21 protein-coding genes are annotated in these 22,673 nt (G+C 68.9%); 12 read left to right on the top strand and 9 right to left on the bottom strand.

Annotated elements, in window-relative coordinates:
- Nucleotides 1–151 precede the first annotated feature (151 nt).
- Nucleotides 152–1,528 (top strand): type II toxin-antitoxin system HipA family toxin YjjJ, encoded by a 1,377-nt coding sequence (gene yjjJ, locus AC1PK7_RS19245; protein WP_481099173.1) that lies wholly within the window; start codon nucleotides 152–154, stop codon nucleotides 1,526–1,528.
- A 101-nt stretch (nucleotides 1,529–1,629) separates the two neighbouring features.
- Nucleotides 1,630–2,454 (top strand): alpha/beta fold hydrolase, encoded by an 825-nt coding sequence (locus AC1PK7_RS19240; protein ID WP_481099172.1) that lies wholly within the window; start codon nucleotides 1,630–1,632, stop codon nucleotides 2,452–2,454.
- Between the two features lie 137 nt (nucleotides 2,455–2,591).
- On the opposite strand, the gene AC1PK7_RS19235 is transcribed toward AC1PK7_RS19240, so the two are convergent.
- A complete protein-coding gene (locus AC1PK7_RS19235) occupies nucleotides 2,592–3,809 on the bottom strand; it encodes a glycoside hydrolase family 30 beta sandwich domain-containing protein (protein WP_481099171.1) in 1,218 nt (405 codons plus the stop codon).
- 334 nt (nucleotides 3,810–4,143) lie between these two features.
- On the opposite strand from AC1PK7_RS19235, the gene AC1PK7_RS19230 reads away from it, so the two are divergent.
- The 3 genes from AC1PK7_RS19230 to AC1PK7_RS19220 all read left to right on the top strand — a co-directional run bounded on the left by AC1PK7_RS19230 (nucleotide 4,144) and on the right by AC1PK7_RS19220 (nucleotide 7,209).
- The gene (locus AC1PK7_RS19230) at nucleotides 4,144–6,231 is read left to right on the top strand and encodes a beta-galactosidase (protein ID WP_481099170.1); all 2,088 of its coding nucleotides are present in this window, start codon (nucleotides 4,144–4,146) and stop codon (nucleotides 6,229–6,231) included.
- Nucleotides 6,232–6,450: 219 nt separating this feature from the next.
- A complete protein-coding gene (locus tag AC1PK7_RS19225; protein WP_440986071.1) occupies nucleotides 6,451–6,771 on the top strand; it encodes a DUF3817 domain-containing protein in 321 nt (106 codons plus the stop codon).
- 138 nt (nucleotides 6,772–6,909) lie between these two features.
- Entirely contained in the window at nucleotides 6,910–7,209 is a 300-nt protein-coding gene (locus tag AC1PK7_RS19220) for a hypothetical protein (protein ID WP_481099169.1), read from the top strand.
- Nucleotides 7,210–7,236: 27 nt separating this feature from the next.
- Here the strand turns inward: AC1PK7_RS19220 and AC1PK7_RS19215 are convergent, their stop codons facing one another.
- Entirely contained in the window at nucleotides 7,237–8,328 is a 1,092-nt protein-coding gene (locus AC1PK7_RS19215; protein WP_481099168.1) for a DUF1615 domain-containing protein, read from the bottom strand.
- A gap of 63 nt (nucleotides 8,329–8,391) precedes the next feature.
- On the bottom strand, nucleotides 8,392–9,225 hold the full coding sequence (locus AC1PK7_RS19210) for an NAD(P)H-dependent oxidoreductase (RefSeq protein ID WP_481099167.1): 834 nt from the start codon (nucleotides 9,223–9,225) through the stop codon (nucleotides 8,392–8,394).
- Nucleotides 9,226–9,309: 84 nt separating this feature from the next.
- On the opposite strand from AC1PK7_RS19210, the gene AC1PK7_RS19205 reads away from it, so the two are divergent.
- Nucleotides 9,310–10,203 carry a LysR family transcriptional regulator gene (locus AC1PK7_RS19205; protein WP_481099166.1) on the top strand — a complete coding sequence of 298 codons (894 nt, stop codon included), beginning with the start codon at nucleotides 9,310–9,312 and terminating at the stop codon, nucleotides 10,201–10,203.
- A gap of 24 nt (nucleotides 10,204–10,227) precedes the next feature.
- Here AC1PK7_RS19205 and AC1PK7_RS19200 read toward each other — a convergent pair whose 3' ends face one another.
- The 3 genes from AC1PK7_RS19200 to AC1PK7_RS19190 form a co-directional block, all read right to left on the bottom strand.
- Entirely contained in the window at nucleotides 10,228–11,169 is a 942-nt protein-coding gene (locus AC1PK7_RS19200) for a class I SAM-dependent methyltransferase (protein ID WP_481099165.1), read from the bottom strand.
- A 143-nt stretch (nucleotides 11,170–11,312) separates the two neighbouring features.
- Entirely contained in the window at nucleotides 11,313–12,482 is a 1,170-nt protein-coding gene (locus tag AC1PK7_RS19195) for a peptidoglycan-binding protein (RefSeq protein ID WP_481099164.1), read from the bottom strand.
- A 48-nt stretch (nucleotides 12,483–12,530) separates the two neighbouring features.
- Nucleotides 12,531–13,229, bottom strand: a complete 699-nt coding sequence (locus tag AC1PK7_RS19190) for a hypothetical protein (RefSeq protein ID WP_481099163.1) — start codon at nucleotides 13,227–13,229, stop codon at nucleotides 12,531–12,533.
- 293 nt (nucleotides 13,230–13,522) lie between these two features.
- On the opposite strand from AC1PK7_RS19190, the gene AC1PK7_RS19185 reads away from it, so the two are divergent.
- From AC1PK7_RS19185 to AC1PK7_RS19175, 3 genes are all read left to right on the top strand, one after another.
- Nucleotides 13,523–14,398: a DMT family transporter gene (locus tag AC1PK7_RS19185; protein WP_010340290.1), complete on the top strand. Its 876-nt coding sequence runs from the start codon at nucleotides 13,523–13,525 to the stop codon at nucleotides 14,396–14,398.
- Nucleotides 14,399–14,616: 218 nt separating this feature from the next.
- Nucleotides 14,617–15,987, top strand: a complete 1,371-nt coding sequence (gene cycA / locus AC1PK7_RS19180; protein WP_481099162.1) for a D-serine/D-alanine/glycine transporter — start codon at nucleotides 14,617–14,619, stop codon at nucleotides 15,985–15,987.
- Between the two features lie 78 nt (nucleotides 15,988–16,065).
- Entirely contained in the window at nucleotides 16,066–16,986 is a 921-nt protein-coding gene (locus tag AC1PK7_RS19175; protein WP_481099161.1) for a CorA family divalent cation transporter, read from the top strand.
- Between the two features lie 30 nt (nucleotides 16,987–17,016).
- On the opposite strand, the gene AC1PK7_RS19170 is transcribed toward AC1PK7_RS19175, so the two are convergent.
- The gene (locus AC1PK7_RS19170; protein WP_420008089.1) at nucleotides 17,017–17,376 is read right to left on the bottom strand and encodes a hypothetical protein; all 360 of its coding nucleotides are present in this window, start codon (nucleotides 17,374–17,376) and stop codon (nucleotides 17,017–17,019) included.
- Between the two features lie 302 nt (nucleotides 17,377–17,678).
- Between AC1PK7_RS19170 and AC1PK7_RS19165 the strand changes: the two genes are divergently transcribed.
- Complete coding sequence (locus tag AC1PK7_RS19165) at nucleotides 17,679–18,578, top strand: AraC family transcriptional regulator (protein ID WP_481099160.1); 900 nt, start codon at nucleotides 17,679–17,681, stop codon at nucleotides 18,576–18,578.
- Nucleotides 18,579–18,861: 283 nt separating this feature from the next.
- Here AC1PK7_RS19165 and AC1PK7_RS19160 read toward each other — a convergent pair whose 3' ends face one another.
- Together AC1PK7_RS19160 and AC1PK7_RS19155 are read right to left on the bottom strand one after the other, a co-directional pair.
- Nucleotides 18,862–19,335 (bottom strand): DUF4410 domain-containing protein, encoded by a 474-nt coding sequence (locus AC1PK7_RS19160; protein ID WP_481099159.1) that lies wholly within the window; start codon nucleotides 19,333–19,335, stop codon nucleotides 18,862–18,864.
- Between the two features lie 84 nt (nucleotides 19,336–19,419).
- A complete protein-coding gene (locus AC1PK7_RS19155) occupies nucleotides 19,420–20,205 on the bottom strand; it encodes a transporter substrate-binding domain-containing protein (protein ID WP_481099158.1) in 786 nt (261 codons plus the stop codon).
- A 328-nt stretch (nucleotides 20,206–20,533) separates the two neighbouring features.
- Between AC1PK7_RS19155 and AC1PK7_RS19150 the strand changes: the two genes are divergently transcribed.
- Nucleotides 20,534–21,460 (top strand): hypothetical protein, encoded by a 927-nt coding sequence (locus AC1PK7_RS19150; RefSeq protein ID WP_481100938.1) that lies wholly within the window; start codon nucleotides 20,534–20,536, stop codon nucleotides 21,458–21,460.
- A 430-nt stretch (nucleotides 21,461–21,890) separates the two neighbouring features.
- Nucleotides 21,891–22,664 (top strand): lytic transglycosylase domain-containing protein, encoded by a 774-nt coding sequence (locus AC1PK7_RS19145; protein ID WP_481099157.1) that lies wholly within the window; start codon nucleotides 21,891–21,893, stop codon nucleotides 22,662–22,664.
- Nucleotides 22,665–22,673 lie beyond the last annotated feature (9 nt).

Here is a 22,673-nt window from a genome sequence, read left to right as displayed (position 1 = left end):
GAGATTCGGCAGGCTGGCCATTCATCGCTTCAGGGATCTATTCAAAAAAACAGTCATCAGTGGGCAGGTATCGAATTAAGGGTCAAAAAATACAGACACTTACAAGTCTAGTTCTCTTGACTATCTATTCATAAATCTATTCAATCCGGGAATGAGCGAGGCCCGGCTACGCGATCTGATTGCTTTTCTGCGCCATGAGGGGGCAGCGACGGCGCCTGGTATCGCAGCGGCGCTCGGCATCAGCCAGCCGACGGTCTCGCGTCTGCTCAGCGCTGCCGGCGATCAGGTGCTGCGGATCGGCAAGGCGCGCGCCACGCGCTACGCGCTCAGCCGCACGTTGGGCCGGGCAGGCCGACGCTGGCCCCTGTTCCGTCTGCGTCCTGACGGGCGCGCCGAGACGCTTGGCGATCTCCATGCCATGCACGGCGATGGATTTCTGTTCGTTCCACAGAACGCGCGACCGGTTCTGGTGCATGGCGAATTCGCCGATGGCGTGTTCCCAGGGCTGCCGTGGTTCCTGGACGATCAGCGCCCGCAAGGCTTCCTCGGCCGTGCCTTCGCACGGCGCGTCGCCGAAGACATCGGCGCGCCGCAGGATCTGCAGCGCTGGCAGCCTGACGATGTCGTCCTGTCGTTGCTGCGGCATGGCGACGATCAGCCCGGCGACCTGGTCCTGGGCGAGTTCGCTTTGCAGCGTGCGCAACAGGCCGCCCTGCAGCCGGCTGATGCGCTGGAGAAGGCGCAGCGATCCCAGCATTATCCGCAGCGCGCCAACGCCGTCTTGCGTGGCGAGGCGGTGGGCTCGTCGGCAGGAGGCGAACAACCGAAGTTCACCGCAATCCTGCAAACGGAAGGCGGCTACACGCCGGTCATCGTCAAGTTCAGCGAGCGTGCCGGCACGCCGGCCGCGCAGCGTTGGAGCGACCTGCTGCGGTGTGAACACCTGGCCAGCGACATCCTGCGTGCGCACGGCATCGCTGCCGTCGAGAGCGAACTGCTCGAGAGCGACGGTCGCGTGTTCCTGCAGTCCACGCGGTTCGACCGCACGCCTGTGCTGGGACGGCGCGGCTTCGTCTCGTTGGCCGCGGTGGATGCGGCCTACTTCGGCCATGGGCGCATCGACTGGTGGTCGTTTGCACCGCAACTTCAGCGTGAAGGCTGGCTGAGCGACGCAGATGCGCAGCGCCTGCGCGTGTGCGGTTGGTTCGGCGCATTGATCGGCAACAACGACATGCATTTGGGCAACGCTGGGCTGATGCTGGGCGATGCCTTGCCGCTGGCGTTGGCGCCGATCTACGACATGTTGCCGATGGCGTTCCGACCCGCGGCCAGTGGCGAGGTGGTGGAGCGCGCCTATGTGGTGCCGTTGCCGACACCAGACCAGCGCGATGACTGGCGTGCAGCGGCCGGCATGGCGGTGCTGTTCTGGGAGCGTGTCATCGAGGATGTGCATGTGTCCGCGGCCTTCCACAGCATTGCGCGGGGCGCGCTGGCGCAGTTGACCCGCGCCATGCCGCGGATCGGTTGAGCGCTTTCTCGCAGCGTTAAATCACCCGACACATCGCCCTCACGCGGGCCGGACATGCGGCAGTGGAAGCTGCCGCGACTCCCCACCACGAGGTCTTGCCCATGGCTGCCACCAGCGCACGCGTCCGTCTGCATGTCGAAGATACCGGCGGTGCCGGTCGCCCGGTGATCCTGATCCATGGCTGGCCGCTGTCGGCCGAGGCGTGGAAGGATCAGGTTGGGCCGCTGCAGCAGGCCGGTTATCGGGTCATCGCCTACGACCGCCGCGGCTTCGGTCGTTCCGAGAAGCCGGCCGGCGGCTACGAGTACGACACCCTGGCCGACGACCTGGCCGGCATCATCGAGGACAAGCAGCTGCGCGAGGCGGTGCTGGTCGGGTTCTCGATGGGTGGTGGCGAAGTGGCGCGCTACGTGGCGCGGCATGGCACCGACAAGCTGGCCGGCGTGGTGTTCGCTTCCGCGGTGCCGCCGTACATGCTCAAGACCGAGGACAACCCGGAAGGGCCGCTCAGCAAGAAACAGGCGCAGGAGATGGAGCAGGGGCTGAAGGCCTCGCGCGAGACCTTCTTCGACGACTTCACCCGCGGCTTCTTCAGCGCCCACGGCACGCTGAAGGTGAGCGAGGCGCAGCGCCAGGAGGCGATCGCGCTGTGCCTGCAGAGCGACCAGACTGCGGCGCTGGGCTGCATGCAGGCGTTCGGCACCACCGACTTCCGCGAGGATCTCAAGAAGGTCGACGTGCCGACCCTGGTGCTGCACGGCGATGCCGACGCGACCGTGCCGTACGAGGGCTCGGGCCAGCGCACCCATCGCGTCATCGCCGGCAGCGACGTGGTGCTGCTGAAAGATGCGCCGCATGGCTGCAACACCAGCCATGCCGAGGAGTTCAATCAGGCGCTGCTCGGGTTCCTGGCCAAGCTGGGCTGATCATCGCTGGCCCGTATCGCGGCGCCGACGCGCAAGGCGCGGTGCCGCGACGGCGCAACCAGGCAGCAGGTAGAACCAACCCGCGGCAGCGCTCGGCTGCCGCGGATCGATCCGGCCGACTCAACCCGTCCTGCGGATCACTCGCCTACCAGCGTCGCCACGCTCTGCGGGTCGACGTAGACCACGGTCTGGCCCGAGGCGACGCTGTACTTGCCGCCGTAGCCGACGTTGAGGGTGGACGAGGTGCTGTACTTGGTGAATGCGGTGGCGCTGCCGGTGGGCACGCGCACGGTGAGCTGCCGATGCTGGGTGCCGGTGTTGACCGCCACCAAGACCAGCTTGCCGCCCGGGGTCTTGTAGGCGCTGACGGCGACATCGCTATACGGCGCGGCGGTGGCGCCGATCCGCACCGAGCCCGGACGCACGAACCGCGCGAACTGCGACATCACATAACCGCGCTTGCTCACCGTGCCGTTCTCGGCGATCAGCCCGTAGCTGCGGCGGATGTACCACCAGATGTAGCCGCTGTAGTTGGCGAGCATGCTGTTGTGCAGTTCGCTGCCCACACCGAGCGCCGACGGCCAAGCGTTGCCGTCGGTGTTGTCGGTGTAGTGCTCGGTCATCCACAGCTGCTTGCCCTTGCTGCGCGCCAGCGGGTAGTCCTTGGGCTGCACGCCATACAGGTGGCCGCCGATGATCGACAGGTACTGGGCGGCGCTGCTGTTGAGCACCGGGTCGGTCAGCGCGGTGTTGAAGCCCAGCGACTCGGCGGCGAGCAGCTTGAACTTGCCGAACTTCGCGCCCTGCGCGCTGATGAAGTTGAGGAAGTCGGTGCCGTTCCAGTCGCCCGACTCGTAGTCCGGATGCCAGTCCGGCTCGTTCTGCAGCGACAGGGCGTAGATCGGCGCGCCCTTGCTGTCCATGTAGGCGGTGAAATCCAGCAGGTGCTTGGCGTAGGCATCGTAGTACTGCGACAGGAGCTTGCCGCCGTTGTTGAGGCTGTTGTTGGACTTCATGTAGGCCGGCGCCGACCACGGCGTGGCCAGCAGCACCGCGCCGTGCGCGCGGGCCCGCACCGCCGAGGACACCTGCTGGCTCCAGCCGGAGCTGGACGGATCGATGCGCATGCGCATGATCGACAGGCCGATCTGCCCCGTGTCGCTGCCGAACGCCAGGTCGACCTGGGCCGGGGTGAGGTCGGCGATCCAGCCGGCGCCGTTCATGCCGCCGAAGCCCTGGATGGTCTGGTGGACCTCGCTCGGGGTGACGGTGACGGTCTGTGCCAGGGCGGTGCCGGCCGAGAACAACGTGGCGGCTGCGGCGAGCAAGGTGCCGAGCAAACGAGGGGTCTTCATGGTGGTTCCAGCGGTTGGGGGAGGCGTGACGCTAGCCAGCGCAGATGACCATTTCAATGTCGCGGTCGTCCAAAGCCGGCAAGTGAGACCGGCGGCGCACCCCAAGCGCTAACGTCTCCTCAATCCACATCAGCGCCTGCGTCGCGCTGCACGATGCGCGCAGCGCGGTGCATCATCCGGCTGCGGCGTGAGGTACGGCGTGCGGATTGTGCGCAGTTGCGCGTGCAAACGCCGCAAGATGCACAAGTGCGCGCATGGCAAAACTGCGCACAATGCAGGCGCCGGCACGGCGCAGGGGGGCGTGCCGGCGTTTCCTCTTGCGAAGGTGTTGCGCATGCCACTGTTCCGTGTTCCGCAACGCTGCGGCGTTGCCCTGTTCGCTGCGATGCTGTCGATCCTGCTCTGCCTGCCGATGCTCGCGCAGGCGCAGGCCACCCGTTATCGCGACGTCGCGCCGCTGTTGCTGGGCGTGGCCTGGTATCCGGAGCAGTGGCCGGAGGCGCAATGGGAGCGCGATCTGGCGCTGATGCAGGCGGCGCACGTGCGCGTGGTGCGGATCGGCGAGTTCGCCTGGAGCCGGATGGAGCCGCGCGAGGGGCAGTACGACTTCGCCTGGATGGATCGCGCCATCGCCGCGGCCGCGCGCCACGGCATGGTGGTGGTGCTGGGCACGCCGACCGCGGCGCCGCCGGCGTGGTTGACCCAGGCCTATCCGGATACCTTGCGGGTCAGCCAGGACGGCGTGCGCGACGAGCACGGCAACCGCCAGCAGTTCTCCTTCGCCAGCGCACGCTACCGGCGCTTCGCCCATGCCATCGCCGAGCAGATGGCGCAGCGCTACGGGCACAACCCGCACGTGGTCGGCTGGCAACTGGACAACGAGTACGCGCAGTCCTCGTTCGATCCCGAGGCCAAGGCGCAGTTCCACGCCTGGCTGCAGCGCAAGTACGGCAGCATCGAGGCGCTCAACCAGCGCTGGGCCACGGCCTACTGGAGCCAGACCTACAACGACTTCGCGCAGATCCCGGTGCGCGAGGACGAGGAGAATCCGGCGCTGCTGCTGGAGTGGAAGCGCTTCGTTAGCGACACCTGGGCCGACTATTCGCGCAACCAGATCGACGCGATCCGCCCGCATGCCGATCCGCGCCAGTTCATCACCACCAACACCATGGGCTGGTTCGCCGGCTTCGACGCCTACACCGTGCACAGCGTGCTCGACATCGCCGCCTGGGACGACTACGTCGCCGGCGAGCGCTACGACTGGGTCGACAATGCGGCGCGCCACGATCTGACCCGCGGCTACAAGCACCGCAACTACTGGGTGATGGAGACCCAGCCGGGCTTCGTCAACTGGCGCGCGACCAACGTGGCGCTGCGCAAGGGCCAAGTGCGGGCGATGGCGTGGCAGGCGGTGGCGCATGGCGCCGATGCGGTGTCGTACTGGCAGTGGCGTGCCGCGCCCAACGGGCAGGAGGAGTACCACGGCACCCTGGTCGGCGCCGATGGTGAGCCGGTGCCGGTGTATGCGGAGATCCAGCAGGTCGGCGCGGAGTTCGCCAAGGCCGGGCCGGCGCTGGCCGGCACCACGCCGCAGGCGCAGGTGGCGCTGATCAACGACTTCGACAGCCGCTGGGCGATCGGCTTCCAGAAGCACGCGGCCGACTTCGATCCGGTCGTGCAGATGAAAAGCTTCTACCGTCCGCTGCGGCAGCAGGCACAGGTGGTCGACGTGGTCTCGGCGATGGCGCCGCTGGAGCGCTACAAGCTGGTGGTAGCGCCGGCGCTGAACGTGCTGACCGAGGCGCAGGCACAGCGGCTGAAGGCCTATGTCGAACACGGCGGGCATCTGGTGCTGGGGCCGCGCAGCGGCATGAAGAATAGCGACAACGGCCTGCATCCGCAGCGCCAGCCCGGCCCGCTGGCGGCGTTGCTCGGCGGACGCGTGGAGCAGTTCTATGCGCTGGACAAGCCGATCCCGCTGGTTGGTGCGGGCGCCGACGGCAGCGCCAAAATCTGGGCCGAACAGTTGCAGGCCACTGCCACCGACACCACCGCGCCACTGCACTACGGCACGGCCAACGGCTGGCTGGACGGTGCGCCGGCGTTGCTGACCCGGCGCGTCGGCAAGGGTCGCATCAGCTATGTCGGTGGCTGGTTCGACGACGCCACGCTGGATCGCCTCACCGGCGACTGGCTGCGCGACGCCGACGTGCAGGCGCCGCTGGCCGACGTGCCGGAGGATGTGGAAGTGGGCGTACGCAGCGATGGCGCGCGCCGCACCGTGGTGCTGATCAACCACGGCGCCACCGCGCACACCGTGCGGCTGCCGGCGTCGATGCGCGCGCTGCTGGGTCCGGCGCCGAGCAACGACACGGTGCAGCTGGCACCCGATGACGTGGCGGTGCTGGAACAGCGTCGCTGAGGACTGCCGCGGTGCGCTGCGGCGCACTGCCGGCCGCGCGGTGATGGATCGGTGCGGTGGGTGCACCTATGCCGCGCTCGCCGTGGCCGCGTCGCGCCTGTGCGCCACGCGCAAGGACACGCTCTACAATGCAACTGCCAGCGGGCGTCGCCGCCGCCATCGCGTCGCGGCCTCGTTTCCTCACTGGAGTCGCGTGTGTCCTTGTCTTCTTCCCGTCCGTTGTCGCCGGTGGGCCGGCTGTTCGCCGCTGCCGCCGTGTTCGAAGGCCTGACCTGGGCCGGCCTGTTGCTCGGCATGGTGCTCAAGTACGGCACCCAGACCACCGAGCTGGGCGTGTGGCTGTTCGGCCGTCTGCATGGCGTGGCGTTCCTGCTGTACGTGGTCGCCAGTCTGTTCGCGGCGTTGCGGTTGCGTTGGCCCTGGTGGGCGTGGGCGTTGAGCCTGCTGGCGGCGCTGCCGCCGCTGGTCACGGTGCCGCTGGAACTGTGGTTCCGCCGCATCGGCCTGCTCGGCGCGCCAGGGCAGCGCACAGCTGCCTAGTGCTGCGCTTCGGCGCAGGCACGTCGCGGTGTGCGCTGCGGCGCGTTGTGCCGGCGTTCTCCGGCATCGCTCTAGACTGCAGTGCCTAGTGCAGGCGAGGAGGCCATGGGTAAACGCCAACGACGACCGCCCCCGCCAATGCCGACACCCACGCGCCTGCAACGGCTGGTCGCGCGTCTGGAACGGCCGGTGTTGATGCTGATGGCCGTGGTCATGGTGGCGTGCGCCGCGATGAAGCTGTACCTGCTGGCGAAAGCGCTGCAGAGCGGCGTCTACATTGGCGTACCGAGAGCCGGGCCGAAACGGATCTATCTGCTGGCGACCGATCCAGGCCACTATTGGTTCTCGATCGCGTGGGACAGCGTGCTCTGCCTCGTGTTGCTGGCGCTGGCCAGCGCCACGGGCTGGTCGCTGATGGCGCTGCGCAAACCGAAGTAGTGCGCTGCCATCGGCGTGTCGCGGCGATCACTTGGCCAGGCAGCGCTGCCACCGCTCGGCCACGCGCTGCGCGAACCAGGCGGTGGTGAGCTTGCGGGTGATCTTCGGACTTTCCAGGGCGATGCCCGGCAGCACCGCGCGTGGCAGTGGCTTGTCGGCATCTCGGTCGGCCAGCGCGAACACCTGGCGATACAGCGCGCTGTCGGCGAAATCCGCTTCGCCGCCGCGTTGCAGTTCGCGGCGGATGGTGCGCGCGTCCATGCCCAGTTGCGTGCTCAGGCTGCGTGCGGCGCGCTCGGTGGCGCCGGGCGTGTCGAGGTCGGCGCCTGGCGTCAGCAGATCGCCATCGAGGGCGAGCGAGATGCCGCTGGCACGCGCCAGCGCAGCCTGGAACGCGGCATTGCGACTGGCATACCAGCCGGCGTTGAAGTCGGCGAAGCGGTACAGCATCGCCGCTTCGTTCGGGTAGCCGAGCAGGTGGCGGGTGCCGAACCAGATGCCACCGCGGCGGCTGAACACCGCGTGGCGCACGCCGTCGCTCAGCGGATACGGATAGCCGTCGGTATGCGCCTGCGCGAAGGCGATGCTCACCTGCATCGGCCCGGCGGTGTGCACCGGGTTGAGGTCGCCGAACAGGCGCTGGCCCAGCGGCACGCTGCCGGCGATGTCCTCGAAGATGGTGCTGAGATCCTGTTCGGTGCGCGCAGCGGCCAGGCGCTCGGCATAGCTGCGCCCATCCGGCCCGCGCAGCTTGAGCGCCGCATCCACAGCGAACGCCGGCACATGCGCCGCCGCCGCGCGCCGCTGCAGTTCCGCCCGGGCGATCTTGCCCAGCCCCGGCACCGGCGGATTGGTCTGGTAGGTCGATTCCTGTTCGATGACCGCAAGGACCGCACAGATGTTCTCGGCATTGGTGCCCAGACTCTGCGAAGCCAGGGCCACGTAGACATCGTCGGCCCAGCCGCGCCGATCGGGTACCGTCACCGGGATGCGCCGGGCGATGTCGGCCTTGACCTCGCTGGGCGTGCGCTCGGGCACGCGCGGCGCCTGCGTGGCGCAGGCGCCGAGCAAGACGGCGCTGCATACGGCGAGCAGGCGGACGAAGACGGCGGTGGACATCGGCGCGGCGGCTCCAACGGGATAGCGTCGCTGCATCCTACAGGTGCGCTGTCGGCACCGCGCCTACGTCGTCGGCGTCGACGCTGTGCGGTCGGAGGTTGTTGCCGCGCGCTCGTCCGCGTCGACCACATGGATACCGAAGCCGCTACGGCCGGGTGCGAACTTATCTCGCAGGGTCAGCGCCGGAATCGCGTAGTCGCCTGCATTCTGCTTGCGGAACGCGATCGGCGTGGTGCTGAATAGCGTGTCCAGCCGTTCGCCGAGCGCCGCGCTGGTCTGCGCGAAACGCGCCGCATCCATGCGTCCGCTGCGGTACACCACGAACGGCGGCAGCACCTCGAACCCGGGGTAATGCAGGATGCCGTGCTGGATCGGGAACAGCAGGTCGTCGATGGGGCCGTTGATGCCGCGCGGTGCGTAGTGCGATTCCCAGCCGCCGGCGGTGACGATCAGCATCGCGCGCTTGCCGGCCAACGTGCCTTCGCCGTAGCGGTCGCCCCAGTGCGTGTCGGAGTGTTCGCCGACGCCGTAGGCGAAGCCGCAGGCATACACCCGGTCCACCCAGCCCTTGAGGATGGCCGGCATCGAGAACCACCACAGCGGGAACTGCAGCAGCAGCGCATCGGCCCAACGCAGCTTGTCCTGCTCGGCGGCGATGTCCGCGCGCTGGCGGCCGCTGGCAAAGGCGCGCTGCGAGTCGCGCGAAGGATCGAAGCGCGCGTCCGCCGCGCCGTCCAGGCTGTCCTGCGCGTCGACCGTGGACTTCCAGTCCATCGCATACAGGTCCGACACCTGCACGCGATGGCCAGCATTCTCTAGGCGTTGCACCGCCACCTGCTTGAGGGCGCCATTGAGCGAGGCGGGTTCGGGATGGGCATAGACCAGCAAGACGTTCATGCGGGTGCTCGGTGAGGGAAGGTCTCCACGCTAGGTCGCGCTTCGCTATAGTGGAAATGAATTGCCTTGATAGTCGCTATTGCCATGGTTGATCTGCGGCGCCTGGACCTCAATCTGCTGCTGACCCTGGACACGCTGCTCGACACGCACAACGTGACCCGCGCTGCGGCGCGTCTGCATCTGTCGCAGCCCTCGGTCAGCGTGCACCTGGCCAAGCTGCGCGAGGCGCTGGGCGATCCGTTGCTGCTGCCGGGGCCGCGCGGCATGCGCCCCACCGCCCGCGCCGAAGCGCTGCGCGCCCCGTTGCGCGAGGCCTTGCAGGCGCTGCAACAGGCGGTGGCGCCGGACGCACCGTTCGATCCGGCGCGCGCGCAGACGCTGTGGCGGGTGGCGGCCAGCGACTACGGTGCGTCCACCGTGTTGCTGCCGGCGATCGACGCCTTGCGCCGGGTGGCGCCGGGGACAACGTTGGCGGTGCTGCAGTTGGCGCCGCCGACGATCGCGCAGCAGGCCGAACAGGGCCAGATCGACCTGGCCCTGCACACCGTCGCCGACGCGCCGCCCGGCCTGCGCCGGCGCACGCTGTTCGCCGAACACTACGTGCTGGTCGGTCGGGCCGGTCATCCGCGGTTGCGACGTCGACCGAGCCTGGCCCAGTTCTGCGCGCTCGAACACATCATCGTCTCGCCCGATGGTGGCGGTTTCAGCGGCGTCACCGATGCCGCGCTGCGCGCGCATGGCCTGCAGCGCCGGGTGGTGCTGTCGGTGCCGCACTTCCAGTTCGTCGTTGCCGCGCTCCAGCGCAGCGACCTGGTGGCGATGCTGCCCGAGCGCCTGGTGCGCGACCAGCCCGGCCTGCGGGTGTGCGCGCCGCCGCTGGAGCTGCTCGGCTACGAGATGGCCATGCTCTGGCACGAGCGCGTGCACCGCGATCCGGCGCACCGCTGGTTGCGCGAGCACATTCTCGCGTCGATCTGATATCGCGTTGGGCGCGCTGCCGCCTCAGCGGCGCGTGGCCAGGACGCCGTCCAGCGCCAGTTGCGCGGCGAAGCCGGCCTTCTCCAGGCGTTTGGCCACCTCGCGCGGCACGTCGCGCCCGCTGGTGAGCTTGTTCGGACTGCCGGTGTAGTGGAACAGCCGGCCGCCGCGGCGCAGCACCCGCGCGAGTTGGTCGTAGAAGGTTTGCGCGTAGAGTTCGCCGGCGATGCCGAAGCGCGGCGGGTCGTGCAGGATCGCATCCATCGACGCATCGGCGATTCCGCCGATGGCGGCGCCGACATCGCCATGCGTCAGCTGCAGGCGACCATCGCTGGCGGCCGGATCCGGCGACCACGGATTGAGCGTGCGCAGCCACAGGACATCGGCGTTCTTCTCGAACGAGTGCAGGCGTGCCACGCCGGCCTCCAGCGCGCAGGCGGCGAAATAGCCGAGGCCGCCGCAGGTATCGAGCACCTGCTTGCCGCGCGGCTCCACCAGCGCCACCTTGCGCCGCGCGTCCTCGAACGGCGACAGCTGTGCGCTGGGCAACATCTTGATGCCGTCGATCTCGAAGGTCGGCGCGCCCCACTCGGTCGGCACCAGCTTGATCAACGCACCGCCGAAGCGCGACACCGCGGCGAAGTCCTCGCCGTCCCAGTAGTAGAGCGTGCGGTCCTTGAGCTTGCCCGGGTAGGGGTAGTCGCATCCCTGCCACTGCCAGCGGTCGGCGCCAAGCAGGGCCTGACCTTGGCTACGCTCCAGGTCGAGCGAGCCGGACCAGGTGGCGGCGCCGGCATCGCGCGCGGCAAGCAATGCGGCGGCGAGCGGACGGGTCAGCAGGGGGCCGGAATAGCGGGTCACGGGGGATCTGCCGGCGGCAGGGCGCGGCACGGGGCTCGGATGCGGGAGCGCATCGTAACCGACGCGGCGCCGAGAGGGGATAACTGCGGCGGGCAAGCGCCGCATGTGACGTCGCTACGTGCGAAACGTATCGGCAGGATTGCGGCACCGGACCAAAGCGCTACTCCGGCAGAAGCGCTTTGCTCTCCGGTGCACATCCCACCGGGACCGAGGTGCCGCGCGCTGCGCGAGCAGCGCGGCAGCTTCGTTCAATGCGCCATGCCACCGCGTGCCTGCGCGGGTTCCTGCTGTGGGGCCGGCTGCTGCAATGCTTGATCGCGCTGCTGATTCTGCGCATTCACTTGGCGGGTGCTTTCCTGCAGCGTCGGCGCCTGGTCCAGATCGACGCGCGCACGAAACCCTGGTGTGGTACCGGCGACGAACGCAACCTTGTCCTGCACCGTGACCGTCTGCAGTTGCTGCGGCCCCTGGATGCCCTCGGCCTTGGCCGCTTGCAGGGTGTGCGCGACTTGCGCGTCGGTGGCGCCGTGCATGCGTTCGCGCAACGCGTTGAAGAACGGATGCTCGGCGTGCGTGGCTTCGGAGACCAGCGGCGAACGCTTGGCCTCGGCCAGGGCCGTCCGTGTGTCGCGTCCGACGACGGCATCGTCATCCAGGCCATGCGCGCGCTGGAACTCTTTCAGGGCATGGCGCGTATTGCGTCCGAAGTCGCCGTCCGGCTTCAACGGCTTGCCGTCCGCGCCCCGGTAGCCCAGTTCAGCCAACTGTTCCTGCAGTGCCCGGGTTTGCTGGCTGCGCTCATCTCCACCCATGCTGGCCAGCTGCTGCAGCGAGACCTTGCCACTCCGGATGTCGGCGACCAGCTCTGGCGTGATGGTCTGGGCCCATTGGTTCGCGGCCTGCACGCGTTCGTTGGCACCGTTGTCGCCGCCATTGATGATGCGGCCCGCTGCACGGGCGTTGTCGCGCAGGTTCTCCGGTACGCGATCCCGCCAATAGGCCACCGCGAGATTGGCCGCCGTCTGCGGTTCGGCCGCCAGGTCCGGGTTGTTGGCGAGATCGACATTGAAGCGCTGGCCGTAGCGCTCGTAGTTGTCGCGGCCGGTGTACTGCAGATAGCCGCGGCCATGAAACCGCCAGCCGTCGCCGGGTTCGGTATTGCCGAGATCGGCGCGGTTTTCGTACATCACGGTGGCAATGCGCTGCGGGTCGCGGCTGGCGACGGCGTCTTCCACCTGCTTGCGGGTGAAGCGGTCATCGGCCGAGGAGACCGCGGCGATCACGCTGTCGGCCGAGGTATAGCCCAGGTTCTCGTGCATGCGGCGAAAGTGGCCGGTCTCGACGGCGGCGTTTCCCATCAGGTTGGCCAGTTCCGTCGGCGAGGTGATGCCGGAATCGACCGCAGTCTTGAGCAGCAATGCCGAGCTTTCGTTGAAACGGGGCATGGTTCTCTCCTTGGAATCGGATTACTGGACGACGGCGCGGTGCTTGTCCATGGCGTCCTGCAGTTTTTCTGGGTCGATCTGCGAAATCGGGGTCCATGCGAAGTCCGCCGGATAACTGGCGGTTCCGCGGAAGACCTCCATCGTGCCGCTCTGCGGATTCTCTGCAGGTGCCGTGCTGCTCGCTTCCGCCAGATACCAGGCTTTCTTGGCCGAGTCGTACTTCAGCGTGTAGGTGACATTGCTGCGCGTCTGCTGGTTGACGTAGACGATTTCCTGCGTCTTCAGGCTCAGGTTGTCGTCCAGGCGCTTCGCGTTGCGCGCCACATCGTTGTAGAGGCAGTCGACCGCTTGCGGGCTACGGTCGGCCACGTTCCATGCCGCATTCGCCTGTTGCAGGACCAGCAGCTCACAGGTATTGCCTGACGCATCGGCATTGGCGTGGCGGACGATGGCCACGGCATCGGTCCCACCGTTGCCGGTCAGGTCGTGTTGTTTGAAGGCGAGGATCTGGTCTCCCGGCTTGAGCAAGGGTTGCAGGGACGCCTCCCCGGAAAGCGACGCCGCCGGCGAAGCGGGCGCCTTGTCGGTCGTTGGAGCAGGGGAGGGCGAGTCCGTGCCGCCGTTGGCGGCGTGGTCGGCCGGTGTGGTTTGCGCGGACGGCTGGCAGCCGATCAGGCTTGCCGCAAGGAGGAAAGGCAGACAACGTGGCAGTGATGGCATCGGGCGGTCTCTGGCTGCATGCAACGGACGCGTTGCGATCGGGTTCAAGGCAGCAGGGAGGCCGACGAGGCGGTCTTGGGTTCGCGTCTTCCTGACACGGAGGCAACTCCCGCTCCCTGGATGCAACCGCGGGGGCACCCTTGGTTGCGCTGAGGCTTATAGCAACGCATTGCTTAAGAATTTGTCGTGTCCTGGACGGTTCGCGCGGTCGCTGCTTCCGTTCCCCCCGCATAATGGGCGCCAGTTCCCGCGTGCCCGGTATGGGGGCGCCGTTCGATCGCAAGAGGCTCATGATGCTCAAGGGTGTGCTGCTCGGTTTCGCCTGTTACGCCGCCTATTCGATCAGCGACGCCTTCGTGAAGGGGCTGGAAGGCTCGCTGCCGGCCTACGAGGTGGTGTTCTTCGGCGCACTGCTGATGCTGTCTGCGCTGCCGTTCCTGAAGAAGCCGGGCGATCGCTGGCGCGAGGTGGTGGTGGCGCAGCGGCCCAGCATCTGGCTGCTGCGCGCGTTCACCGGCGCGGCCGGCAATCTGTCCGCGGTCACCGCGTTCACACTGCTGCCGATGGCCGAGGCGTTCGCGCTGATCTTCCTGATGCCGATCTTCGTCACCGTGCTGTCGGTGCTGCTGCTCAAGGAGGAGGTGCGCTGGCGGCGCTGGCTGGCGGTGATCGTCGGCTTCATCGGCGTGCTGGTGGTGCTGCGGCCGGGGTTCCGGCACCTGGGCCAGGGCCATGTCGCGGCGATCGTCTGCGGTCTGGTGGGGGCGGTGTCGGTGATCAGCCTGCGCATGGCCGGGCCCGGCGAGAAGCGCCTGACCCTGTACGGCGCCGGCGTGCTCGGCCCACTGCTGATGGGCGGCCTGCTGATGCTGCCGACCTTCGTCTGGCCGACCTGGCAGCAGTGGATCCTGCTGGCCGGTTACGGCCTGCTCGCCGGCCTGGCCGCGATCTTCATGATGTACGCCTCGCGGTCGGCGCCGATCAGCGCGGTGGCGCCGACCCAGTACAGCCAGATGCTGTGGGCGATCGGGTTCGGTTACTGGCTGTTCCACGATCACCTGGACTGGCCGATGGCAGTGGGCATCGCGCTGATCCTGGGTGCCGGGTTGTTCACCCTGGTGCGCGAGGAGAAGGTCACGCGGTGGTGGCGGCGCACCAAATTGGTGTGAGCGCGGCCGCCTGAGCCGATCTCGGTCGCCGCACCGGTGCCGATCAGGAAATCGCCGATACGGCTTCGTGGCGATCGGGCAGGGCGGCGCGCTGGCCTGTGCGACGGCCCCCGCGGCGGCGCGGACGGCATGCGGCGCCATCCGGCGCACGCGCGGCTGGCGCGCGCTGCCGCCATCTTCTATGTTTGCAGGCTAATCCCCCGCGATGGCCTGCGCCCATGACCGATCCGTCCGCCCAGCCCGACCACCTGCAGCGCAGCCTCTCCAACCGCCACCTGCAGCTGATCGCGATCGGCGGGGCGATCGGCACCGGCCTGTTCATGGGTTCGGGCAAGACCATCAGCCTGGCCGGGCCGTCGATCCTGTTCGTGTACCTGATCATCGGCGTGATGCTGTTCTTCGTGATGCGCGCGATGGGCGAGCTGCTGCTGTCGAACCTGGAGTACAAGTCGTTCATCGACTTCTCCACCAATCTGCTGGGGCCCTGGGCCGGATTCTTCTGCGGCTGGACCTACTGGTTCTGTTGGATCATCACCGCCATCGCCGACGTGATCGCGATCGCCGCCTACGCGCAGTTCTGGTTCCCGACGCTGGCGCCGTGGATCCCGGCGATGCTGTGCGTGCTGTTGCTGCTGGGGCTGAACCTGGTGACGGTGAAGCTGTTCGGCGAAATGGAATTCTGGTTCGCGCTGATCAAGATCATCGCGATCTGCGCGCTGATCCTCACCGGCGCCGGCCTGGTCGCCTGGGGCTTCCAGTCGCCGTCCGGGCACGTGGCCTCGCTGGCCAACCTGTGGAACGACGGCGGCATGTTCCCGATGGGGCTGGGCGGATTCTTCGCCGGGTTCCAGATCGCGGTGTTCGCCTTCGTCGGCATCGAGTTGGTCGGTACCACCGCCGCCGAGACCGCCGACCCGCGCCGCAACCTGCCCAAGGCGATCAACTCGATCCCGGTGCGTATCCTGGTGTTCTACGTGCTGGCGCTGGTGGCGATCATGGCGGTGACGCCGTGGCGCGAGGTGGTGCCGGGCAAGAGCCCGTTCGTGGAGCTGTTCGTGCTGGCCGGCGTGCCGGCCGCGGCCAGCCTGATCAACTTCGTGGTGCTGACCTCGGCCACGTCCTCGGCCAACAGCGGCATCTTCTCCACCAGTCGCATGCTCTACGGCCTGGCCGAGGAGCGCCACGCGCCGCGTGGTTTCGCCCGGCTCTCGCGCGCGGCGGTGCCGGCGCGTGGACTGCTGTTCTCCTGCGCCTGCCTGCTCGGCGGCACCGTGCTGATGTACCTGATCCCGAACCTGGTCACCGCCTTCACCCTGGTCACTACCCTGGCCGCGGTGCTGTTCATGTTCGTCTGGTCGCTGATCCTGTGCGCCTACATCGCCTACCGGCGCAAGCGCCCGCAGCTGCATGCGGCCTCCGCGTTCAAGATGCCCGGCGGCGTGGTCATGTGCTACGTGTGCCTGGCGTTCTTCGCCTTCGTGCTGGCGTTGCTGACCCTGCAGGCCGACACCCGCCAGGCGCTGTTCGCCAGCCCGGTGTGGTTCCTGCTGCTGGGCGTGGGCTACGCGTTGAAGCGCCGCAGCGCCTGAACCGGTGCGCGCGGCGGGCGTTGACGCTCCGCGCGCGCTGACGGATGCTCGCGGCCTTTCCTGCGCGAGCCAGCCCCGATGATCACCATCCACCGCCTCGGCGGCACCTCCGATACGCCGGTGTGCTGGGTGGACCTGTGCCGGCCGAGCGAGGCGGAGCTGGCCGAGGTCGACGAGAAGGTCGGTTTCGCGGTGCCGACGCGCGCGGCCATCGGCGAGATCGAGTTCAGCAGCCGGGTGCGGGTGGAAGGCGAGGTGCTGTTCCTCAACGTGCCGCGCTTCCAGGACGAGGACGGTCCGACCGCGCCGCTCGGTTTCGCGGTGTCGCCGCGGGTGCTGGTGACCCAGCGCGAGCAGCCGATGGCCTCGCTGGATGCGGTGGCCGTGCAGTTGCAGCACAGCCCCTGCCACAGCAGCGACGACCTGCTGCTGCGCCTGCTCGACGAACTGGTCGGGCGCTTGGCCGACCGCCTGGAAGCGCTGGAGGCGCAGATCACCGAGACCACGCGCGCGGCGTTCGCCAAGCCGCATGCGCGGCACAAGTCGCGGCACCTGGAGCGGATGCTGCACGACGTCGGCGACATGGGCCGGCGCCTGGGCGGCATGCACAACGCCGGCCACGGTCTGCTGCGCGTGGCCACCTACCTGGACGACGCCGCGCCGGACTGGTTCGGCGAGGACGCGGCCAAGCGCATCGGCCTGTTGCACAAGGATCTGGCCACCCTGATCGAATTCGAGCAGCACCTGGACGACCGCATCGAGTTCCTGCTCGACAGCGTGCTGGGCATGATCAACGTCGACCAGAACAACGTGATGAAGGTGATGGCGGTGGCCTCGGTGGTCGGCATCCCGCCGACGGTGCTGGTCGGCATCTGGGGCATGAACTTCGCGCACATGCCCGAGCTGAAATGGCACGACGCCTACTACTGGGCGCTGGGCGTGATCGCGCTGAGCATGCTGTTGCCGCTGGCCTGGTTCCGCCGGCGCGGCTGGGTCTGAGCCAGCCGCGCGCGGCGCAGGCCGTGCAGGTCACGCCGCGAGGCTGTCGGCCTCGGCGGCGTCCTCCTCCCGGTCGCTTTCCTCGCCGCTGACGTGCTGCACCGGGGCGATGTCCCACGACACCGTGTCCGGGTCGATCAGGGCGTGGATCGCCGCGCCGTGCAGTTCGCGCATCAGCCGCCGTGCCGACGCGGTGCCGTGGGCGACGCTGTCCCACAGCACCATGTCGACCACGCTGCCGTCGCGGCGGCGGGCGATGCGCCGCGAGCGGAAGCCGGGCTGGCGCTGCAGCCAGGCATCGACTTCGGCATTGGCGCGCAGGAAGGTGCGCCAGGTGCAGTCGAGCAGGCGGAAGGTGGCGATTTCCAGGGCTTCGGTATGGGGATGCATCAGTCTCTCCTGCGGTCTGCATCGCCCGCATGGCACGCTGGCGGCGACGCGACAGCGCGACGAGGGGCATGGGGAAGGGACAGGGCCGTACGGCCGGAACAGGCGGGCGCGGGCGGGCGTTCCGGGACGGCGCCGGTAGGGGAACCGGCCGATACAGGATGCTGGCCCGCGCCGCGGGCGCGTTAGCGCGATCCAACGGAATTCTTGTACGATCCTGCAAGCCGCGTCGCGCCGTGGTCCGCGCCGGCGCAGCATCGTGCAAGCTTGCCTTCCTCCTTTCGCACGCTACGGCGCCCTTGCCGATGACCGCGCTCGCCCACCGCTACCAGGAAATGGCCGCCCTGGTTGCCCGATTGGCCGTCCCCGATGGCGACCACGACACCGCCATCGACGGCTTCTTCTGTTCCTACCGTTCCGCGCCGTCGCCGAAGACGCACACCGCGCAGTGGCCCGTCTTCGCGCTGGTGTTGCAGGGCGAGAAATGCCTGACCCTGGGCAACGAGGAGTACCGCTACGGCGTGGGCACCTTTCTGCTGGTGACGCTGGATCTGCCGGTGGTCTCGCGCATCACCCAGGCCAGCCCGGAACAGCCGCTGCTGGGCGTGGGCATGTCGATCCGGCCGGACCGGCTGCGCGAACTGCTCGAGCGCATTCCGTTGCCGCCGCAGGTCGGGGCCGAGCGCCCGCGTGGGGTGTCGGTCAATACCGCGTGCCCGGACCTGCTGGACGCCACGCTGCGCATGCTGCGGCTGCTGGAGCGCCCGGCCGACATCGCGGCGATGGCGCCGCTGATCGAACAGGAGATCCTGTACCGCCTGCTGGTCGGGCCATGCGGGCCGAACCTGCTGCGCATCGCCCAGGAGGACAGCCCGAGCAACCGCATCGCCAAGGCCATCGCCTGGTTGCGCCAGCACTACGCCGAACCGCTGCGGATCGAGGACCTGGCGCGCCAGGTCAACATGAGCGTGTCCTCGCTGCACCACCATTTCAGCGCGGTCGCGGCGATGACACCTTTGCAGTACCAGAAGCAATTGCGCCTGCGCGAGGCGCGGCGGCTGATGGTGGTCGAACGCATGGACGTGGGCGCGGCCGGCTACCGCGTCGGCTACCAGAGTCCATCGCAGTTCAGTCGCGAATACAGCCGGCTGTATGGGCGTTCGCCGCGCAGCGATCTGGCCGAGCAGCTGGGCCTGGCCGGCTGAGCGGTACTGGCAGTGCGTGGGCCGCCTTGCGCATCCGACGTGCTGCTGCGTGATCGGCGACAGGGCATCTCGCATCAATTCGAAGCGTGCCCTGTAGGAGCGGCTTCAGCCGCGACGGGCTTTACCGGGAACGCTCCGTCGCGGCTGAAGCCGCTCCTACAGAGCAAGCGGCATCCGGCGTGCGTGTCGTGGGAGCAGATGATGCGAGGTGTGCTGCAGACAGCGAGTTGGTGCGCTTCGGCGCCCGTGCAGGACCGTTGCAGTCCTGCACGGGCGCCACGTGTTACTGCAGTTGCTTGAGTCGCGCGACGATCTCTTGGGCGTGGCGCTCGATCAGGCCTTCGGAGGTGCCCCAGGCGGTGCTGTTGGTCGATTCCACGTCGAACTGCGCGGCGGTCTTGCCGTTGGCATCGGCGACGGTGACGCGGCTCTTGATCTTGTCGCGCCCGGCCATGATGCCGGCCCAGAAGCGCGCGCCGTTGCTGCGCATGTAGTAGTGGTCGATGACGATGGTCATCCTGCGCGCATCGGCCTGGCCCTGCGTGCCGTGCAGGTGCGCCGCGTCCAGTTGCGCGTCGAGCTGGCGGTGGAACATGGCCAGGCTCTCGGCATCGGTGTCGTCGTTGCCGGTGAGCTGGTACCAGTAGGTTTCGGCGGTGGTCGCCTTGTAGCTCTGGTGCACCACGCTGTTGGTCGCGCAGCCGGCGGCCAACAACATCACGCTCACCAGCGCGAGCGTTTTCCATTGCAGTTTCATGCTCTCTCCTTGTTGGGTCCCCATGCCGGGGCGAACGCCGCCGGCCGCGGCAGCATAGCGGCTGCGCGCGGGCAGGCGGGAGGTTTAGGGGATTGTTTCCGGATCGCCGAGCCACGCCGCCACGATCCGCGCATAGGCGCCGCTGGCCTTGCTCAGGTGCAGCCACTGGTCGACGTAGGCCTTCCAGGCCATGTCGTCGCGCGGCAGCAGGAACGCCTTCTCGCTGTACTGCAGCGGCCGCTGCGGCGCCACCGCGCACAGGCCGGGCACCTGGCGCTGCTGGAAGCGGGCCTCGGAGGCGTCGGTGATCATGACGTCGGCGCGGCCCTCGCGCAGGTCGCGGAAGATGGCGGGGTTGTCGTCGGACAGGAGTAGGTGCGCATGCGGCAGTTCGCGGCGGGCGAACGCCTCGTTGGTGCCGCCGCGCGGTTCGATCACCCGCACCTCGGGCCGGTCGATCTGGGCGATGTCGCGGTAGCGCGCCTGGTCGGCGCAGCGCACCAGCGGGATCTTGCCGTCGACCTCCAGCACCGCACTGAACCAGGCTTGGCGTTGCCGCGGCAGCGACACCGAGATGCCGCCGACGGCGATGTCGCAGCGGTCGGCGTGCAGGTCCGGCAGCAGCGTCGGCCAGCGCGTCGGCACCCACTGCAGCGTGACCTCCAGGCTGTCGGCCAGCGATTGCGCCAGGGCGATGTCGATGCCTTCGTAGGTGCCGTCGCTGCGCAGGCGGCTGTAGGGCGCGTAGTCGCCGGTGGTGCACACGCGCAGCACGCCGCGTTGCAGGACGCTGTCCAGGTGCGAGGGCGCGGCGTGCGCGGGCAGCGCCAGCGCGGCGCCGAGCAGGGCGGTGGCCAGGCATCGGGTCATGCGGTTCTCCTGCGGCAGCGGGTGTCGGGGCCCGCTGGCTGTACGCCGGCTGTCGCGCCGGCCGGGCGCGTCACCTTAGCCGGTTTCCTCATGCGCCGACGCAATCCCTGGCGCGACAAGGCTTTGCGTGTCTACAGCGGCGGCAGATGGCGGCGTGTCGCGGCCCGCCGCGCGCCGCGGCACGCGCCGGCAACGGAACTCCCGGCACGCTGTACCGGTCCGTCCCCCACATTCGCCCCAGCCGCCTGTCCATGGATCCTCGACCGTCGTGACCGCCCTCCCTGCGCAAGACCGTTGGCTGCAGCTGTGGGCGGCACTGGCGACCGCGATGATCCTGGCCTTGCTGGGGCGCCTGCTGTGGGGCGCGCCGTCGGCGCCGCCGCGCGCGGCGGCCGAGGATGCGCTGCGCCTGGTGTTCCTGCCGCGGCAGCCGGCGCGTCGCGCGCCGGTCCCGCCGCCGGCCTCCACGCGTGCGCCCTCGACGGCCGCGCGCATGCCGGCCGCGGCGCGGCAACCGCACGCCGCCCCCGCGCCGACTTCTTCGTCGACGCCGATCGCGCCCACTGCGGCCGCCACGGGCATGGCGGCGACGCTCTACACCGGCGATGGCCATCCGCGCCTGCCCGATGGGGTGGCGGTGGATCCGTTCGCGCAGGCGCAGGGCACGCCGCCGGGGACGCTCAATCCGCGCGATGTCGCCAAGTCCAAGCGCCTGCTCGAACGGCCCAATCCGATCGACTACCGGTCCACCCGCTTCGACAAGGACTGGGCCAGCGACGGCACCCTCGGCGACGTCGCCGTGCAGGGCATCGACCGCGCGATCAAGCAACTGTTGCCCAAGAACACGCATCAGTCGGCGGTGGCGCGGCCGCCGCCGGACGTGCGCTTCAACCCGGCGCTGCACGAACGCCCCAGCGACCTCGGCAGCGAGGCCACCGGCGATGCCTACAAGGCCGCGCCGATCGCCTTCGAAAAGGTGCCCGGGTTGGATGGCGAAGCCAGCCGGCGGATTCGCCAGGCCCTGGCCGACCTGCAGCAGCGGCGCGGCGCCTGCCCGGCGGCGCAGCGCGAACGCCTGCTGACGCCGGTGCGCGAGCACCTGGACGCGTTGCTGCACGTGGAAACCGCAATGGCCAAGGGCGCCGACCCGATCCGCGCGCAGCAACTGCTGCCGCGCGAGGCCGACAGCGCCTACGACCTGGCGCGGCGCGCGCTGTGGTACGCCGATCAGAAGCTGGCGGCGTGTGCGCCGTAGGCGGTGATTCGAGCTTGGCAGCGTCGGGACTGAAGTCCCTCCCACAGTGCATCCAGTCAGCTCGCCGGATGTCTGTAGGAGCGGCTTCAGCCGCGATGGCTTTCCAGGGAAGTCCTCGTCGCGGCTGAAGCCGCTCCTACGGGTGTGCTCTCTTGGGTTGTCGGAGGCGCCCTTCAGCCGCGCAGGCGGAGGATGCGGTGTATTCGAGTTGGAAGCGTCGGGACTGAAGTCCCTCCCACAGTGCACCCAGCCAGCTTGCCGGATGTCTGTAGGAGCGGCTTCAGCCGCGATGGCTTTCCCGATAAAGCATCGCGGCTGAAGCCGCTCCTGCGAGGGAGGGCGCTGTCGGACAGCGTGCCGATCCCCGCCATCACTCGCCTCGACATGCGCTGCGCGATGATGCGCGCCCGCCCCATCCGAGCTGTCGCCGATGCCGCTTGCCCGTGCCGCGCTGTGCCTGCTGCTGTGCTGCGGTATCGCCGCCGGCGCGTCCGCGCGCACCGTGTACCGCTGCGTGCGCGATGGCACGGTCAGCCTGGCCACCGCACCGGAACCGGGCTCGCGCTGCACGCCGAAGGAGCTGGACGATGCGGCGATCGCCACGCCCAACCTGTGGGGCAACCTGGGCGTGTTCAGTGGCACCCTGTACGAGCGTGAGCAGGATGGGCGGTTGGTCTACTCCACGCGCAACCTGCCGGGCTCGCGGCCCTATCTGCGCTTCACTGCGGTGACCCCGCCCGGGGAGAGCGCGCATCCTGGCCTGGGTAAGCTCGGCGCGCCGCAACTGCAGGCGCATGCCAAACAGTTCCGCGTTGCGGCGCGTGCCACCGGGGTGGACGAGCCGTGGCTGCGCGCGATCGCGCACGCCGAGAGCGGCTTCGACGCCGCCGCGGTGTCGCCCAAGGGCGCGCAGGGCGTCATGCAGCTGTTGCCGGAGGTGGCCAAGGAATACGGCGTGCGCGATCCGTTCGCGGCCGATCAGTCCATCGCCGGCGGCGCACGCTACATGCGCGCGCTGCTGCGTCGCTACGCTGGCGATCGGGTGCTGGCCGCGGCCGCCTACAACGCCGGCATCGGCACGGTGACGCGTTACGGCGGCGTGCCGCCGTACGCGGAGACCCGGGAGTACATCGACAAGGTGATGGCGCTGTACCAGCGCTATCGCACTGCGATGGGCATCGCCGTGGAGACGCCGGCGCAGTAGCGCGGCGGC

It is taken from the genome of Xanthomonas sp. NCPPB 3174, from assembly GCF_056725205.1.
Note: the sequence above shows the minus strand (reverse complement) of the source record. Positions and strands in the feature narration are given on the sequence as shown.